This window comes from Nocardioides sp. W7 (genome assembly GCF_022919075.1).
GTDB lineage: Bacteria > Actinomycetota > Actinomycetes > Propionibacteriales > Nocardioidaceae > Nocardioides.
The window spans coordinates 2,868,926-2,885,517 of the sequence record NZ_CP095078.1 but is presented as its reverse complement, the minus strand read 5'-3'; the positions used below and the strand labels follow the sequence as shown (position 1 = coordinate 2,885,517).

The following is a 16,592-nucleotide window of genomic DNA, read 5'->3' as shown; positions in this document are numbered from 1 at the left end:
ACTGCTCATGACGGGGCTCCCGGGGAAGGGGGACGGACTCGTTCGACGGCCCGCAGCCGCACGGACGCGGCTCGGGGGTTCTGCGCTGTCTCGGTGGCGTCGGCCTTCTCGGCCCCTCGGGTGACCAGCCGGAGTGCGGGCTCGCTGCCCTCGGGCACGAACGGCAGGTCGAGGGGGACCTCGGAGCGGGTCACGGCGGTGAACGCCTGCTTGACCAGCCGGTCCTCGAGCGAGTGGTAGGACTCGACGACGACCCGGCCGCCGACGCCGATCGCGCCGATCGCGGCGGGCATCGCGCGCCGGAGCACGGCCAGCTCGTCGTTGACCTCCATCCGCAGCGCCTGGAAGGTGCGCTTCGCGGGATGTCCACCGGTACGGCGGGCGGGTGCGGGGATCTCGGCGTACAGCAGCTCGACCAGGCGGCCCGAGGTCGTGAACGGCTGGGTCTCGCGCTCGCGGACCACGGCGCCGGCGATCTTGCGGGCGAACTTCTCCTCGCCGTAGTCGCGCAGCACCCGGGTCAGCTCGGCGGCGGAGTAGGTGTTGAGCACGTCGGCGGCGGTCGGGCCGGTGGTGCCGTCCATGCGCATGTCGAGGGGCGCGTCCTCGGCGTAGGCGAAGCCGCGCTCGCGGACGTCGAGCTGCATCGAGGAGACCCCGAGGTCGAAGAGGACGGCGTCGACCGAGGCCAGGCCCTGGTCCTCGAGCACGTCGGCCAGCTCGTCGTACACCGCGTGCACGCCGGTGAACCGGTCGCCGTACGGCGCGAGCCGGGCACCGGCGAGCTCCAGGGCGGCCGGGTCGCGGTCGACCCCGATCACCCGGGCGGTCGGCACCCGCTCGAGGACGGCCTCGGTGTGGCCGCCGAGGCCGAGGGTGCAGTCGACGAGCACCGCGCCGTCGCGCCCCAGGGCCGGCGCGAGGAGGGCGACGACCCGGTCCAGGAGGACGGGGACGTGCTGGGGACGGGCCATGCTCAGTGCCCGAGGTGGGTGAGGACGACGACGGCCAGGGCGGCTCCGACCGACACGACGGCGGAGAAGGTCATCAGGACCACGGCGTCGCGCGCCTGGTGGCGCACCCGCCGTACGTCGTTCACTGGCGTGCTGCTCATCTCGACCCCATCCGGTGAAGCTGTCCCGAAACGGATCCGCAGGGCCAGGTCCCTGCCCGCTCTCCCGGGGAAGTCGCCGTCTGGAACCGGGGAAGTGATCCCAGCTGGCGAGTGAGAGAGCGGGCACGAGACCTGGCCCTGCGCGTCCGTTGTGCTGCTGTGTGTGTGACTGGTGGAGCTAGTTGCCGCTGGGTTCCTCGTCGAGCTCGGCGAACTTCTGCTGGGCACCGGTGGAGTACTCCCGCCAGCGGGCGGGGTCCCAGATCTCGATCCGGTCCATGACGCCGATCACGACGACGTCCTTGTCGAGATCGGCGTACTCCCGCAGGTTCGCGGGGATGCCGATCCGGCCCTGCTTGTCGAGCGCGCCCTCGTCGGCGCCCGCGAAGAGGACTCGCGCGTACTCACGCGCGCTCTTCACGGTCATCGGCGTGGCCCGGGCCCGGTTGGCCTCCTCCATGAAGACGTCCGAGGGCCACACGACCAGGCAGTTCTCCTGACCTTGCGTCACCACGAGCCCCTCCGCGAGTCGGTCCCTGAACTTCGCTGGAAGGAAGAGACGGCCCTTGTCGTCGAGTTTCGGCGTGTACGTGCCCATGAAGAACATCAGGCACCTCCACTCCCTCTTCCCCCACTTCGCTCCACATTACCCCACAACTCCCCACCGTCAATCACATCGAGCGTGTCTGCGCGCCCGATTCGCCCCTGTTTCGGGTCGGTGCACCGCGGGCTCCACCGCCCACTCCCCCGCATCCGTGCAGGTCAGCGCGGTACGACGCCCCACTCGACGGGACCGGTGGGGCGTGGTGGGGGAAACCGGCCCCCAGGTGGGGCGCAGGTGGGGGACGCGACGCGGCAACCAAGGGGGCGCGCCACGAGTCGAACGTTCGCCCGCACACCTGCACGGCACCGCGTAAGTTGCGCGAACGTCCTACGGTTGGAGAACCGAGGTGGGGACGACGGGGAAGGACCGCATGTGGACGCGTCGACTGCTGGAGGAGCCGACCTGGAGACGCTGGCCCGGGTGGTCAGCCGGATCCGGGGCAACATCGAGAGGGTCATCGAGGGCAAGCCCGACGTGGTGAACTCCGCGCTGGTCGTCCTGCTCGCCGAGGGACACCTGCTGATCGAGGACGTCCCGGGCGTCGGCAAGACCATGCTCAGCAAGGCGCTCGCGCGCAGCATCGACTCGACGGTGCGCCGGATCCAGTTCACCCCGGACCTGCTCCCGTCCGACGTCACCGGGGTCTCGGTGTTCAACCAGGACACCCGCGAGTTCGAGTTCCGCCCCGGGGGCGTGTTCGCCAACATCGTCGTCGGGGACGAGATCAACCGGGCCTCCCCCAAGACGCAGTCGGCGCTGCTGGAGTGCATGGAGGAGCGCCAGGTCACCGTCGACAACACGACGTACACGCTCGAGACGCCGTTCATGGTGATCGCGACGCAGAACCCCGTCGAGATGGAGGGCACCTACGCGCTTCCGGAGGCGCAGCGCGACCGGTTCATGTGCCGGGTCTCGGTCGGCTACCCGGTCGAGGCCGCCGAGATCGCGATGATCGCGAGCCACACGACCACCAACCCCCTCGACGACCTCGAGGCGGTGACCGACGCCGCCGAGATCCGCAAGCTCACCGCCATCGTCGGCCAGGTGCACGTCTCCCAGGCCGTGCAGCGCTACGTCGTCGCGCTCGCCGCGGCGACCCGGCGCACCGACGACCTGACCCTGGGCGCCTCCCCGCGCGCCACCCTCCACCTGGTCCGCGCGGCCAAGGCGTCCGCCGCCATGCACGGCCGCGACTACGTGCTCCCCGACGACGTGCACGGCCTGGCCCGGCCCGTCCTGGCCCACCGGCTGCTGCCCAGCGTCGAGGCCGCCATGAGCGGGCGGTCGACCGGCACGATCCTCGACGGCATCGTGGCGAGCGTCCCGGTGCCGGACTCGCGGCCGAGCCAGGTCTGAGCTCGTGCGCGAGGCACTCGCCGGGCTCACCGTCCGCGGCCGGGCGTTCCTGGCCGCCGGGATCACGGCGGTGGTCTGCGCCGTCGTGCTGGGCCAGCCCGCGCTGACCCGGATCGGCGTCCTGGTGCTGACCCTCCCCCTCGTGACCGCGTTCGTGATCGGCCGCAGCCGCTACAAGCTGGCGCTGGTGCGGACCGTCAGCCCGCAGCTGGTCGCCGCCGGCCAGCCCGCCCGGGTCAACCTGACCCTCACCAACGAGGGGCGCACCCCCAGCGGGGTGCTGCTGCTGGAGGACCACGTCCCGTACGTCCTCGGCACCCGACCCCGATTCGTGCTCGAGGGCATCGGCCACGGGTGGCGCCGGCACGTCACCTACCAGGTCCGCTCCGACGTCCGCGGCCGGTTCGAGATCGGTCCGATGACGGTGCGGGTCGGCGACCCGTTCGGATTCGTGGAGCTGGGCCGGGCCTTCCGGACGACGGTCCCCCTGACCGTGACGCCGCGGACGGTCCCACTGCCGGGGATCCCCCTCGGCGGCGCCTGGACCGGCTCGGGCGACAACCGGCCGCGGGCCTTCGCCACCGGATCCGCGGAGGACGTCACCGTCCGCGAGTACCGCCGCGGCGACGACCTGCGCCGGGTGCACTGGCGCAGCTCGGCGCGGGTGGGCGAGCTGATGGTGCGCCGCGAGGAGCAGCCGTGGCAGTCGCGGGCGACCCTGTTCCTGGACAACCGGCTGCGGGCGCACCGCGGCCAGGGCATCGCCTCGTCGTTCGAGGCGGCGGTCTCGGCGGCCGCCTCGATCGCGCTGCACCTGAGCCAGCGCGGGTTCACCGTCCGGCTCGTCACCGCCGCCGGCGAGGAGCGCGGGGCCACCTGGCACCTGCGCGACGCCGACCTCAACGCCGCCGCCCTGCTGGAGGCGCTGGCCGTCGTCCAGGCCGTCCAGGCCCCGCGGCTCGACTCCGGCTGGCTGACCGAGCAGTCGCACGGCGGGCTCACCGTCGCCGTCCTCGGCAGCATCGAGGCCGCCGACGTGCCCGTGCTGCGCCGGATGCACCACCACACCGGCGCGGCGGTCGCCGTCGCCCTCGACGTCGACGCCTGGGGGTCGAGCGGCGCCACCAACGGCGGGGCCGCCCCGGTGCTCGCCCAGCAGGGCTGGCGCGCGGTCCCCCTCGGTCCCCGGGACCGGCTGGAGACGGCCTGGCAGGACCTCGCCCGGCGCAGCACCCGCGCCCCGCAGCGGGCGGTCGCCCGATGAGCCGGGCCTCGTCCCGGCTGACCACGGTCCTGCTGACCGCGGGCGTCGCGGCCGCGACCACCTGGGTCTCCATGCTCTCGTGGGACGGCTTCGCCGCCGTCCCCGCCGGCTACCTCCGGCCGCTGCTGATGCTCGGCGTCGTGGTCGCGGTCACCGGCGCGCTGGCGCGCTGGCGCCGCCTGCCGGGGGTCGTGGTCTTCGCGCTGCAGCTGGTGCTCTCCGCCGCCGCGGCGTGCTGGGTCCTCACCGGGTCGCCGCTGCCGGTCGGTCCGGCGTACACCGAGCTGATCGCCGCCTTCTCCGACGCGGTCACCAGTGCCAACCGCTACGCCTCCCCGGTCCCTGCCCGGGTGCCCCCGATCGACCCGCTGCTGATCGCCGGCGGCCTGGCCTGCCTGCTCCTGGTCGACCTGGTCGCGTGCACCCTGCGCCGGGTGCCGCTGGCCGGGCTGCCGCTGCTCGTCGTCTACACGGTGCCGGTGAGCATGCTCGACAGCGGCCTGTCGTGGTGGATCTTCGCCCTCTCGGCGGCGGGGTTCCTCACCCTGCTCTTCCTGAACGAGAACGAGCAGATCGCGCGGTGGGGCCGCCCCCTCGGCTCCGACACCACCGTCACCGACCCGAGCACCTTCAGCGTCCGCACCGGCGCCGCGCGCACCAGCGCCGGCGCGATCGGTGGGGTCGCGACCGCGCTCGCCATCGTGGTCCCGCTCGCGATCCCGACCCTCGACCTGCACCTGTTCGACATCGGGCCCGGGTCGGGCGGCAACGACGAGATCACCCTCGAGAACCCGATGACCGACCTGCGCCGCGACCTCAAGCGCGAGGTGGACATCCCCCTGCTCCAGGTCACGACGGACGACCCGGACCCGTCGTACCTGCGGATCTCGGTGCTCAACCGCTTCAGCGACGAGGAGTGGACCTCCGGCGACCGCGCGATCCCCACCGACCAGCTGGCCGACGGTTCGCTGCCGCCGCTGGACGGCGTCGCCGACCGAGTGCCGCGCCGGGAGTACGACTACGAGGTCTCGATCGGCTCGGCCTTCCGCTCCACCTGGCTGCCGACCCAGGCGCCGGTCAGCACCGTCACCGCAGACGGCGACTGGCGCTACGACGAGGCGACCATGGACTTCCTCGCGGGCGACAAGGGTCTCGACACCGCCGGCCTCGACTACGAGATGACCGCGGTCGAGCTCGACCTCGACCCCGAGGACATGGCCGCCGCACCGTCGTCGCCGACCGCGGTGGGCAGCAGCTTCGTCGAGGTGCCCGACGACCTGTCCGAGCTCGCGCGCGACGTGGCGGCCGCGGTCACCGCCACGGCGTCCTCGCCCTTCGAGAAGGCCGTCGCGCTGCAGAACTGGTTCCGCGAGGACGGCGGGTTCACCTACTCCCTCGACGTCGACCTCGGCAACGGCTCCGACGACCTCGACGCCTTCCTGACCGACAAGGAGGGCTACTGCGAGCAGTTCGCCTCCGCGATGGCCGTGATGGCCCGCGAGGTCGGCATCCCCGCCCGGGTGGCCGTCGGGTTCCTCAGCCCGGAGCGGCGGGGCTCGTCGACCTACGAGTACAGCTCCTTCGACCTGCACGCCTGGCCCGAGATCTTCATCCCCGGCTCCGGCTGGGTCGCCTTCGAGCCGACGCCGGCCGACCGCGCCAGCGGCGTCCCGTCGTACACCCGGATCGACCTCGGCGACCAGCGCCCCGACGTCGTCCCGTCACCGACGGCCACCGGGAGCGACGACCGGCCCAGCCGCGGGAGCTCGGCGAGCACCGCGCCGACGGAGACCGCGGACCCGGAGGCCGCAGCCGGCGGCGGGAGCGACGGTGGCATCCCGTGGCTGCCCGTCGGCGGAGGGCTCGCGGGCGTGCTGCTGCTCGCCGGCCTGCTCGCCGTACCCCGGGCGGTACGACGCGCGCGGCGCGAGCGGCGCCTCGACGGTGATCCGGAGACCGTCTGGGCCGAGCTGCGCGACACCGCGCTCGACCTCAGGCTCCCCTGGCCCGCCCAGCGCTCCCCGCGCGAGACCCGCGACCACCTGGTCGGCTACCTCGGCGCCCCCGCCGACGGTCCGCCCGTCGAGCGACCCGCCCACGGGCGGCACCTCGCTCCCGGCCCGGTCCGCTCCCTGGACCGGATCGTCGTGGCGCTCGAGCTGGCGAGGTACTCGCGAGACGGCAGAGCCCAGGCGGAGTCGCTGCGCGAGGACCTGGAGGCGAGCATCGCGGGGCTGCGGGCCGGCGCCACGCCGCGCGCGGTGCGCCGTGCCGAGTGGTGGCCGCGCTCGCTGTTCCGCCCGGCGACCGCGGGGTGGGTGCGGAGCGGGACCGCTCAGCCGGCGGAGTCGGTGCACGGTGGGGTCGTCGATCGGGTGCGGTGACGCTCGGCGGTGGTGCGCTGCTCGGCGCACGGATCTGCTCGCGTGACCTAGTTGGGTCTCGACACGCCGGTTCCGGCTTCGTTCCTCAGCCGGACGGCTCGCTCGACCACCATCAGCGAGTCCGCTGGCGCGTCCTCGCTACTCGACCACCGACAGCCGATCCGCTGGCGCGTCTCGGCTAGAAGCCGGCGTCGCGGTCGCGCCGGCGGCGCCAGCGCGCCTCCATCCGCGACATGAAGGCGCCGGAGCGGGGCGCTCGCAGCAGGCGGGGGCGGGGACGACGGCCACCCTCGATGACCGTGAAGCCACGGGAGGGATGGCCCGCCATCCGAGCCGCGTCGGCGGCCGCGGCGGCCTGCTGACCACGGATCGCGTTCAGGCCGATCACGGCGGAGGCGAGCATGATGACGAAGCCGACGATGCCGACCACGATCAGATTGGTCATGGCGCCGGACAGCAGCACCGCCATGCCCAGGACGAAGACCACGCCTGCGGCGATGGCCCGGCGACGGGCGGTCCGACGTAGCGAGGTGCCGCGCAGCGTCGAGGCGAACTTGGGGTCCTCCTCGACGAGGGCGCGCTCCATCTGCTCGAGCAGTCGCAGCTCCTCTTCCGAGAGTGGCACCGGTTCCTCCAACGGGGTGAGCTGGCCGTCCAGGCTCCCCATGCCTGGCATGGGGCCAATTCTAGGCAGGCCCCTCGTAACACGGTAGCCGTCATCGCGAATTTGCTGACGAACGGTCCCACCGGTCTCAGCCGGCAGCCGGTCGGCGGCTGCCCCGGTCGTGCCGCAGCAGGCTCGCCGGAGCCACGACGGCGGCCCCGAAGCGCTCCGCGGCGAGATCGACCGCCCGGTCCGCGTCGGCCCACCCGTGCTCAGGCTCCCCCAGCAAGTGCTGGTGGTGGACACCCGTGCGCGCCACCAGCCCCTCGACCCGTACGCCGACCAGTCGCAGGCGGTCGCGGTGGCCGCCGAGGGCGTCGTACAGCGTGACCGCGATGCGGTAGACCTCCTGGGTCACGTCGGTCGGCTCGAACAGGGTGCGGGAGCGGTTGAGGGTGCGGAAGTCGGCGTAGCGGACCGTGATCGCCACGGTCCGACCGACCTTGCCGGCGGCGCGCATCCGGCGGCAGACCCGGGCCGCGAGCCGGAGCAGCTGGCGCAGCACGAACCCCCGGTCGGCCGAGTCCCGGACGAACGTCTCCTGCGCCCCCATCGACCGGTCGGGCTCCCCCAGCCCGAAGCCGGCGGCGTTGCGGGCCACGACCTCGCGTCGGTCGCTGCCCCACGCGAGCGCCATCAGGTGCGTGCCGGAGCTCGGACCGAGGTGGTGCTGCAGCACCTCGAGCGGCATCCGGGCCACGTCGCCCACGGTCTGCAGGCCCAGCCGACGCAGGGCCGCCCGAGTGCTCGCGCCGACGCCGTACAGCTCGCCGACGTCGAGCGGGTGGAGGTAGTCGGCCACCCCCTCGGGCGGGATCACGAGCACCCCGTCCGGCTTCGCGCGGCGGCTGGCCAGCTTGGCGACCGAGAGGGAGGCCGCAAGCCCGACCGAGCAGGTGATGCCCTGCTCGTCGTGGATCCGCGAGCGCAGCTGCTCGGCGATCGCATCCGGTGGGCCGAGCCGGCGTACCGAGCCGCGGACGTCGAGGAACGCCTCGTCCAGCGAGACCACCTCGACCAGCGGGGTCACCCGACGGAAGGTCTCCATGACCGCGCGCGAGACGGTCGAGAAGGCGTGGAAGTCGGGAGCCAGGGTCACCGCCTGCGGACAGCGCCGGCGGGCCTCCGCGCCGGGCATGCCGGAGCGGACCCCGAACGCCCGAGCCTGGTACGACGCCGACAGCACCACCCCGCGGTGACCGCCGCCGACGATGACGGGCCGGTCCTGCAGGTCGGGCCGGTCCCGGGTCACCACGGAGGCGTAGAACGCGTCCATGTCGACATGCAGGATCGGCGTCGCGACGGCGGCCGTCACGGCCGGCTCGGCTCAGCGGGACACGACGACGTGCAGCTGCGTGGCGAGCGGGAGGTACTCGGGGCGCTCGGCGACCGCCTGCTCGAGCGCGACGAGCGCCGAGGTGGCACCGGGCTCGAGGTCGAGCAGCGAGCCGGGCACCAGGTCGGCGAAGACCCGCACGCCGTGGACCCGGGGCGCACCGAAGCCGGCCTCGGACAGCAGCGCGACCAGCTCGTCGTGGGTGAACCGTCGGCCCGACCGGCCGGACGGCGTCGGGTCGTCGAGCATCGCGAGGGCCTGCTGGAAGTGCCCCGCCATCGCCCGGGCCACCACGGCGGCGTGCCGCTGGGCGACCAGGAGGCTGAGCGTGCCGCCCGGGCGGAGCACCTCGCGCAGGGTGGCCAGGGCGGCGGCGGGGTCGTCGACGACCTCGAGGACGCCGTGGCACAGGACGAGGTCGGCGGCCGCCGGGCCGGGTGCGTCGAGCAGGGTCGAGAGGTCGCCCTGCTGACCGACGACCTCGACGCCCTGCTCCCGCGCCCGGCGGGCGAGCGCCGCCAAGGCGTCGGGGCTGGGATCGACGACGACGACGCGGTGGCCGAGCTCGGCGACACGAACCGCGAACCCGCCGGTCCCGCCGCCGATGTCGAGGACGTCCAGTCCGGCTGCCGATCCGTCGAGGACCGGTCGCAGGGCCTCCCAGACCACGGCGGTGCGGGCGGCGCCTCGTCGTTCGCTGGGTCGCTCGCTCGGACGCTCGGTCGCTGGCATGCCGACCACCCTAGGGGGTCCCGGGAGACCAGGCCGGTCACAGGTCGGGACCGGGCGACGACCGCGTCGACGTCAGCCGGCACGGGTGGCCGGCGCGACCGCGCCGACGTGCGACACCAGGCCCAGCGTCCGCTCCACGACTCCGAGGAACCGGTCGGCGTCGCGCACCAGGTCGTCGGCCTCGCGCGCACTGACCGCCCGGGTGGAACCGGCCTCGGCGGCCGCGCGCTTCGGGGCGCCCGAGGCGAAGAAGGCGGCCCACTCGCCGAGCTCGGGCGCGACCTCGGTCAGCAGCACCCAGGCGTTCTTCTGGGGCCGTCGCCGAACCGGGGTCGGCCGGGCCCGGGCGGCCAGCAGCGCCGCCGCGGCCCGCAGTGCCGCCACATGGGCGCAGGCGTAGCGGGTCGGCACGTCCGTGGCCGCCACCGCCTCGCTCAACGACTCCGCCGCCCGGGCGAGGTAGGAGTGCGTGGTCGCCGGCAGGGCGTAGGGGTTGGGGATCGTCGGTCCGTCGTGCATGCGCGTCTCCTCGTGCCACCGACCCCCGAGGTCCGACGGGAACGGGGGTCGAGGTCGCTCCCGTCGGACCGTTCGAACATTTGTTCGAACGCCGTCACGGTACACCGCCGCACCGACAGGGCGTCAAGAGCTCCTTCGACGGCTCGGTCGACGCCTGCTCGACGGCTACCCGGCAACCACCACGCATGACGTCCCGCGCCCGCCCCCCGCGCCCAGGCGATCTCTCAGTCGACGGGGCTTCCGGCCCGGTCCGAGGCGCGCAGGAACCCGGCGGTGTCGCGGTGGTAGAGGAAGTACACGAGGACGATCTCGATCAGCAGCGAGAGCACCGCGAAGACGACGTAGACGGTCGGTGGCGTCGTCCGGAGCCCGGCGACGGTGCCGAGCGCGGTGAAGCCGATCAGGATCGTCAGACAGGTCCGGGCCCAGGAGTGCCCCGCCCGCACGAACGCCATCAGCACCATGGCCAGCCCCGCGATCACCACGAAGAGCACGACGGCCACGGGGGCGAATGCCGGGATGTGCACCGAGCTGTCCTTGACGGCGTCGAGGCCCCCGGCCTCCAGGGTCTTGCGCACCGACCGGTTGTGCTCGGCCCACGACCGGATCAGGGCGTCCTCGAGGACGACCGAGAGGACGGCCGCGACCGCACCGAGGGCCAGCAGCGCGCCCAGCACCTGGGTCGCGCGGGTGACGGTGGTCGGCTGGTGCCCGGCCATGTGGGTCCTTTCCAGAGGGTGGAGCCGCGAGGAGAGCCGCGCCTGCGAAAACCGGTCCCGGGACGTGCCGCGGGCTGGCTAGGGTCGCAGCATGACCACGGAGCACCCCACGATCACGCGCTTTCGAGACGAGCACGCACGCCGCGGAGGCACCGGTGAGGTCGTCATTCTGCCGGACACCGTCCACACCGCGGCACTCGCCGCCGCGGCGCTCGGGTGCGAGGTGGGGGCGATCGCCAACAGCCTGCTCTTCGACGCGGGCGGGCGACCCGTGCTGATCCTGACCTCCGGGGCGCACCGGGTGGACACCTCCAAGGTCGCCGACTCGATCGGCGTCGAGGCGCTGAAGCGCGCGAAGCCGGAGTTCGTCCGCGAGCACACCGGGCAGGTGATCGGCGGAGTCTCCCCCATCGGCCACCCCGCGCCCGTGCCGACGTACCTCGACCCGTGGCTGCGCCGGCACGAGGTGGTCTGGGCCGCCGCCGGCCATCCCGCGGCGGTGTTCTCGACCACCGTGGCGGAGCTGCTCGCGCTGACCGGCGCGGCCGAGATCGACGTGGAGTAGCCCGTGTCCGGCCAGACCGACCTGAGCGACCCGGCGGTCCGCGCGGCCGTCACCGCCCGGCTCGGTGAGCTGTACGCCGGGCGCAGCGTGGTGGTCGGCCCCGGCCCGCTGGCCGGCTGGTCGGGCTGGGTACGACGACTGCAGGCGCTCGGCTGTCGCGTGCTGGTCGTGGCGACCAGCCGCGGCACCGGTCCGGTCGCCGAGCCCGACGCCGTCGTCGAGGTGACTCCCCCGCCTGCCGTCCTGGTCAGCGACGAGCTGGGCGGCCAGGACCGCCTGGTGCGCACCCTGCCGACCGCGGCCCGCGCGGCGATCGACCGGTTCGACCCGGATCGCAGCGCGGTCTGGCTGGCCGCGCCGTTCGTGACGAGCGACGAGCCGATCGACGGCCGGACGGTGACCGGCGGGCGGCCGGCGTCGTACCTCGCGCTCGAGGACAAGTCGCGGGCCGACGCGGTGTGGGTGGGCGCCGGGGTGACCCACCCGCCGTACCGGCTCGTCGGCGCCGGTGACGCCGGCGCGCTCGCCGCCGCGACCGCCGACCTCTCCGGACCGCTGGGCGCGGTCTGGTCCGGCGACGGGTTCAACGGCGGCGGTGAGTACGTCCGCTGGGTGCGCGACCCGGACGACCAGCTGACCGCCCGGGCGTTCTTCGCCCAGCACTGTGCCCGGGTGCGGGTGCTGCCGTTCCTCGACGGGGTGCCCTGCTCGATCCACGCGATGGTGCTGCCGGACGGCACGGCGGCGTTCCGGCCCGTCGAGATCGCGGTGCTGCGCGACCCGTCGACCCGGCGCCTGCTCTACGGCGGACTCGGCACCTTCTGGGACCCGCCCCCGGCCGACCGCGACGAGATGCGCGCGGTCGCGCGGCGGGTCGGCGCGCACCTGGCTGCGGAGCACGACTACCGCGGCGCGTTCGGCGTCGACGGCGTGCTGGGCGCCGACGGGTTCCGCCCGACCGAGCTGAACACCCGGATGTCGGCCGGGCTCAGCCTGCTCGCCCGCGCCGACGTCGAGCTGTTCGCGCTGCTGCACGTCAACCTGCTCGCCGGGGTCGACACCGGGCTGCGCGCCGCGGACGTGGAGACCGTCGTCCCGCTCCTCGACGAGCACCGGCAGGCCCACGTCGTCGCCCTGGCGACCGGCACCCGGCTCGGGGCGGACGTCCGCGTGCCGCTGCACCTGGCCGAGGCGGCCGGCACCCTGGTCGCGAGCGACACGGCCAGCGGCTTCCACGCCACCCTCGACCCCTGCTCGCCGCCCGGTCCCGACGGCCGGGTCGCCCCGGCGCTGGCCGCGCTGCTCGCGCACCTGGACGCGACGTACGGCTCCTCCTTCGGCGCCCTCGAGCCCGCCCCCGACGTCCGCACCCGCTAAGCCCTAGGGTCACCGGCATGGCGCGGGTGGTGGTCGTGGGTGGCGGGTACGGCGGACTGGCGTCCGCGGCACGGCTCGCGAAGCTCGGCCACCAGGTCACGCTCGTGGAGCGCTCCGCGGAGCTGGGCGGCGCGCTCGGTCGCGTCGAGGCGGACGGCTTCGGCTGGGACGCGGGGCCGGCGTACACGCTGCTGCCGGCGGTGCTGCGCGACCTGTTCCGCAAGTCCGGCCGGCCCCTGGAGCGCGAGCTGGAGCTGGAGCAGCTCGAGGTCGTGCGCGAGCACCGGTTCGAGGACGACACCCGGGTCCGGGTCCCGGCGGGCCCGCGCGGCGCCCAGCTGGCGGCCTTCGACGCCCTGGAGCCGGGGCTGGGCCAGCGGTGGGTCGACCACGTGGCGTCGTACACCGACGACTGGGAGGTGCTGCGCCGCGGCTACCTCGAGGTGCCCTGGACGCCCGGCTCGCTGCCCCGCGAGCTCGCCGCCCGGCTGGACAGCCGCGAGACCCTGCACAAGCGGCTGCGGAAGACGTTCAAGGACGAGCGGCTGCGGTTGGTCGCCGGCCACCCCTTCGTCGCCGACGGGCACGACCTGCGCAACGTCCCCGCCTGGGCCGGGCTGGAGGCGTACGTCGAGCAGCGCTTCGGCGCCTGGACGGTGCCGGGCGGAATGGTCGGACTGGCGCAGGCGCTCGGGAACCGGCTGGCCACCCGGAAGGTGGAGGTGCTGACGTCGACGACCGCGCGCGACCTGGTGCTGCGCGAGGGCCGGGTCGCGGCGGTCGCGACCGACGCGGGCGACCTGGACGCCGACGTCGTCGTCTGCGCCGTCGACCCGCGACGGCTGCCCGCACTCGCGTCGTACGTCGACCGCACCACGCCGGCGATCCCGCCCGTGGTCTGCCACGTGGGCGTCGAGGGTGACCTGCCCGCGCTCGCCGACCTGCCGCCGGAGCTGGTGCTGCACGGCGACCCGCTGCTCGTGGTCCGCACCGGCGGCTCCGCCCCGGACGGCGCCACCGCGCTCACCGTGCACGGCCGCGGCCAGCTCGCCGAGGACATCCTGCGCGCGCTCGCCCGCCACCAGATCGATCTGCGGCACGCCCTGGTCACCCGCGTCGACCGGTCGCCGCGGGAGCTGGTCGAGCAGTGGGGCGGCTCGCCGCTGGGCGTGCTCTGGCAGGGCCGCGCGAGCGTGCGGCAGCGGCTCGGGCCGCAGACCCCGATCCCCGGGGTGTACGCCGCCGGCGCGTCCGCGACCCCCGGCAGCGGGCTGCCGTTCGTGGGGCTGTCCGCCGCACTGGTCGCACAGGCGGTCGGACCGGCGTAGGTCCGCTGGACCCTCGAGTCAGACCCCGACGTTGAGCGCCTCGAAGATCTCCAGCGTCGCCTTCGAGCGGTTCAGGGTGTAGAAGTGCAGGCCCGGTGCGCCGCCGGCGAGCAGGTCCTCGCACAGCTCGGCGGCGAGCCTGATGCCCTCGGCCCGCAGCGCGACCGGGTCGCCGTCGTACGCCGAGATCCGCTCGACCACCTCGACCGGCACGTCGGCACCGATCAGCTCACCCTGGCGGCGGATCGCGTTGAGGTTCAGGATCGGCATGATGCCGGGCAGGATCGGCAGGTCGACGCCGCGGGCGCGGACCCGCTCGACGAGACCGAAGTAGTCGGCCGCGCGGAAGAACATCTGGGTGACCGCGAACTCCGCGCCGGCGCGGGCCTTCGCGACCAGCACGTCGGCGTCGTGGTCGAGCGACTCGGCCGTCGGGTGGCCCTCCGGGAAGGCGGCCACCCCGATCCGGAAGTCGCCGCGGCGGCGGACCAGCTCGACCAGCTCGCTGGCGTAGGTGAGCCCACCCTCGGTCGGGGTCCACGCCGCCCGGGGGCCGTCGCTCGGGTCGCCGCGCAGCGCCATCACGTGGTTGACGCCGGCGGCCGTGTAGGTGTCGAGGATGCCCTCGATCTCCTCCTGGGTGTGGCCGACGCAGGTCAGGTGGGCGACGGGGAGCATGGACGTCTCGTGGGCGATCCGGCTGGTGACCCGGACCGTGGTGTCGCGCGTCGCGCCGCCCGCGCCGTACGTCACCGAGACGAACGTGGGCCGGTAGGGCTCCAGGTCGTTGATCGCACGCCAGAGCTGCTCCTCACCCGCCTCGTCCTTCGGGGGGAAGAACTCGAACGAGAAGGACCGCCCGCCCTGCGCGATCAGGTCGGCCATGCTGCGTCCGTGCTCGGTCATGGCCCGAAGTCTAGGTACGACGACCGGCCCCGGACCGAATCGTCCGGTCCCCGGGCGCCGGTCTAGGCTCGCTCGCGTGACTGCCAGCGGATGGGACGACGCCGGGTTCCGCGACCAGGTCCAGGGGGTGCTCGACGACTTCGTCGACGAGCAGGCCGCCCGACTCGCCCCCCTGGGCGACGACGCGGGGCGGCTGCTGACCGAGGTGCGCGGGGTGATCGGCGGCGGCAAGCGGCTCCGGGCCGCGTTCTGCTGGTGGGGACACCACGCCGTCGCCGCGCCGTCCGACGAGAAGGCCCTGCTCCGCGCCTGCGCCGCCCTCGAGCTGCTGCACGCGAGCGCCCTGGTCCACGACGACCTGATGGACGCCTCCGACACCCGCCGCGGGCGACCCGCGACGCACCGTGGCTTCGCGACGGCGCACCGCCGATCGCGCTGGCGCGGCGACCCGGAGCAGTACGGCGCCGCCGCCGCGATCCTGCTCGGCGACCTGCTGCTGTCCTGGTCCGATGAGCTGCTGCGCCGCTGCGGCCTGCCGCTGGAGCAGGTGGCGCCGGCGCTCGACGTGTTCGACCGGTGCCGCTCGGAGGTGATCGCGGGACAGTTCCTCGACGTCTCCGTGCAGGCCCGCGGCGAGGCCGACGTCGAGACCGCCATGACCGTGCTGCGCTACAAGTCGGCCAAGTACTCCATCGAGCGGCCGATCCACATCGGCGCCGCCCTCGCCGGCGCCGGTCCCGAGACCCTGGCGACGCTGTCGGCGTTCGGGCTGCCGCTGGGCGAGGCGTTCCAGCTCCGCGACGACCTGCTCGGCGTCTTCGGCGACCCGGCGACGACCGGGAAGCCCGCCGGCGACGACCTCGTCGAGGGCAAGCGCACCGTCCTGATCGCGCTCGCGCTCGACGCGGCCCCGCAGGCCGACGCCGAGCTCCTCGACCACTCGCTCGGCACCCCGCTGGGCGCGGACGAGGTCGCCGGGCTGCGCCGCATCATCGCCGACTCCGGCGCCCACGCCCAGGTGGAGGCCGTCATCGAGCAGCTGGCCGAGACGGCCGTGGCCGCGCTGCACCGCGGTGGCTTCGACCCCGCGGCCACCCAGGTCCTGGAGGAGCTGGCCTCCGCGGCCACCCAGCGAGTGGTGTAGCCCGGATCGGCGAGGTAGCCCGGATCGGCGGGGTACTCCGTCACACCAGGGGGATCCTGCCGTCGATCCACCCCGCTGGTGTGACGGACTATCCCGCCGACTCGGCTAGAGGGCCATCGCCTGGGCGCGGCGCTTGACCTCGCTGCCGCGGTTCTCCCGCAGCGCGTCGATCGGGCGCCCGGGGTAGCTGTCGTCGGTGAACAGCCAGGCGATGATCTCGCGGTCGGTGAAGTGACCGTCGTGGAGCATCGTCAGCAGACCGGAGAGGCCCTTGACGACGAGGCCGTCCTGGATGAAGTCGGCGGGGACCTGCTGGCCGGCACCGGGGGTCGGGACGGCGGCGGCGAGCTCGTGGTCGCGGATCATCGTCTTCACCTTGGCGACGGTGACGCCCAGCAGCTTGGCGGTCGCGGCCCAGTCCAGCCAGTCGGGGACCAGGGCGGCGAGGTCGGCGTCAGCGAGTCGTTCGGTCATGGCTCCCACTGTCCCACGCGGCGGCCCGCACGCCACGCCGGGGACGTGCGAACCGGCCCCGGAGGCCGCGCGACCGTACGATTGGCCCGACGGATCCTTCCCCATC

Annotated in this window: 17 protein-coding genes; 7 read left to right on the top strand and 10 right to left on the bottom strand. The window is 74.2% G+C overall.

The features are described from left to right. Positions 1-5: 5 nt before the first annotated feature. The 3 genes from rsmH to mraZ all read right to left on the bottom strand — a co-directional run bounded on the left by rsmH (position 6) and on the right by mraZ (position 1,721). Complete coding sequence (gene rsmH / locus MUB56_RS13720) at positions 6-974, bottom strand: 16S rRNA (cytosine(1402)-N(4))-methyltransferase RsmH (protein WP_244927582.1); 969 nt, start codon at positions 972-974, stop codon at positions 6-8. Between the two features lie 2 nt (positions 975-976). After that, positions 977-1,114, bottom strand: coding sequence for a hypothetical protein (locus tag MUB56_RS13715; protein ID WP_244927581.1), 138 nt, complete (start codon positions 1,112-1,114; stop codon positions 977-979). Positions 1,115-1,292: 178 nt separating this feature from the next. Beyond that, positions 1,293-1,721: a division/cell wall cluster transcriptional repressor MraZ gene (mraZ, locus tag MUB56_RS13710; protein ID WP_244927580.1), complete on the bottom strand. Its 429-nt coding sequence runs from the start codon at positions 1,719-1,721 to the stop codon at positions 1,293-1,295. Between the two features lie 369 nt (positions 1,722-2,090). Here mraZ and MUB56_RS13705 point away from each other — a divergent pair, with 369 nt between their 5' ends. Genes MUB56_RS13705 through MUB56_RS13695 form a run of 3 tightly spaced genes read left to right on the top strand, consistent with a single transcriptional unit; the run spans position 2,091 to position 6,722 of the window. Continuing rightward, positions 2,091-3,074, top strand: a complete 984-nt coding sequence (locus MUB56_RS13705; protein WP_244927579.1) for a MoxR family ATPase — start codon at positions 2,091-2,093, stop codon at positions 3,072-3,074. 4 nt (positions 3,075-3,078) lie between these two features. Continuing rightward, entirely contained in the window at positions 3,079-4,338 is a 1,260-nt protein-coding gene (locus tag MUB56_RS13700) for a DUF58 domain-containing protein (RefSeq protein ID WP_244927578.1), read from the top strand. Further along, positions 4,335-6,722: a DUF3488 and transglutaminase-like domain-containing protein gene (locus MUB56_RS13695; protein WP_244927577.1), complete on the top strand. Its 2,388-nt coding sequence runs from the start codon at positions 4,335-4,337 to the stop codon at positions 6,720-6,722. The genes MUB56_RS13700 and MUB56_RS13695 overlap by 4 nt, the downstream gene beginning before the upstream one ends. Positions 6,723-6,900: 178 nt before the next feature. On the opposite strand, the gene MUB56_RS13690 is transcribed toward MUB56_RS13695, so the two are convergent. The 5 genes from MUB56_RS13690 to MUB56_RS13670 all read right to left on the bottom strand — a co-directional run bounded on the left by MUB56_RS13690 (position 6,901) and on the right by MUB56_RS13670 (position 10,692). Further along, positions 6,901-7,398 (bottom strand): DUF3040 domain-containing protein, encoded by a 498-nt coding sequence (locus MUB56_RS13690; RefSeq protein ID WP_244927576.1) that lies wholly within the window; start codon positions 7,396-7,398, stop codon positions 6,901-6,903. Positions 7,399-7,474: 76 nt separating this feature from the next. After that, positions 7,475-8,701, bottom strand: a complete 1,227-nt coding sequence (gene dinB, locus MUB56_RS13685) for a DNA polymerase IV (protein ID WP_244927575.1) — start codon at positions 8,699-8,701, stop codon at positions 7,475-7,477. A 12-nt stretch (positions 8,702-8,713) separates the two neighbouring features. Beyond that, positions 8,714-9,454 carry a methyltransferase gene (locus tag MUB56_RS13680; protein ID WP_244927574.1) on the bottom strand — a complete coding sequence of 247 codons (741 nt, stop codon included), beginning with the start codon at positions 9,452-9,454 and terminating at the stop codon, positions 8,714-8,716. A 72-nt stretch (positions 9,455-9,526) separates the two neighbouring features. Then, the gene (locus MUB56_RS13675) at positions 9,527-9,973 is read right to left on the bottom strand and encodes an SAV_6107 family HEPN domain-containing protein (protein ID WP_244927573.1); all 447 of its coding nucleotides are present in this window, start codon (positions 9,971-9,973) and stop codon (positions 9,527-9,529) included. Between the two features lie 224 nt (positions 9,974-10,197). Beyond that, positions 10,198-10,692 (bottom strand): hypothetical protein, encoded by a 495-nt coding sequence (locus MUB56_RS13670; protein ID WP_244927572.1) that lies wholly within the window; start codon positions 10,690-10,692, stop codon positions 10,198-10,200. Positions 10,693-10,783: 91 nt separating this feature from the next. On the opposite strand from MUB56_RS13670, the gene MUB56_RS13665 reads away from it, so the two are divergent. Genes MUB56_RS13665 through MUB56_RS13655 form a run of 3 tightly spaced genes read left to right on the top strand, consistent with a single transcriptional unit; the run spans position 10,784 to position 13,962 of the window. Further along, positions 10,784-11,257 carry a YbaK/EbsC family protein gene (locus tag MUB56_RS13665; protein WP_244927571.1) on the top strand — a complete coding sequence of 158 codons (474 nt, stop codon included), beginning with the start codon at positions 10,784-10,786 and terminating at the stop codon, positions 11,255-11,257. A 3-nt stretch (positions 11,258-11,260) separates the two neighbouring features. Continuing rightward, positions 11,261-12,634 (top strand): ATP-grasp domain-containing protein, encoded by a 1,374-nt coding sequence (locus MUB56_RS13660; protein ID WP_244927570.1) that lies wholly within the window; start codon positions 11,261-11,263, stop codon positions 12,632-12,634. Between the two features lie 17 nt (positions 12,635-12,651). Continuing rightward, the gene (locus MUB56_RS13655; RefSeq protein WP_244927569.1) at positions 12,652-13,962 is read left to right on the top strand and encodes an NAD(P)/FAD-dependent oxidoreductase; all 1,311 of its coding nucleotides are present in this window, start codon (positions 12,652-12,654) and stop codon (positions 13,960-13,962) included. An 18-nt stretch (positions 13,963-13,980) separates the two neighbouring features. On the opposite strand, the gene metF is transcribed toward MUB56_RS13655, so the two are convergent. Beyond that, complete coding sequence (gene metF, locus MUB56_RS13650; RefSeq protein WP_244927568.1) at positions 13,981-14,868, bottom strand: methylenetetrahydrofolate reductase [NAD(P)H]; 888 nt, start codon at positions 14,866-14,868, stop codon at positions 13,981-13,983. A gap of 76 nt (positions 14,869-14,944) precedes the next feature. On the opposite strand from metF, the gene MUB56_RS13645 reads away from it, so the two are divergent. Beyond that, entirely contained in the window at positions 14,945-16,012 is a 1,068-nt protein-coding gene (locus MUB56_RS13645) for a polyprenyl synthetase family protein (protein ID WP_244927567.1), read from the top strand. Between the two features lie 105 nt (positions 16,013-16,117). Here MUB56_RS13645 and MUB56_RS13640 read toward each other — a convergent pair whose 3' ends face one another. Next, positions 16,118-16,486: an Rv2175c family DNA-binding protein gene (locus tag MUB56_RS13640; protein ID WP_244927566.1), complete on the bottom strand. Its 369-nt coding sequence runs from the start codon at positions 16,484-16,486 to the stop codon at positions 16,118-16,120. Between the last annotated feature and the right edge of the window lie 106 nt (positions 16,487-16,592).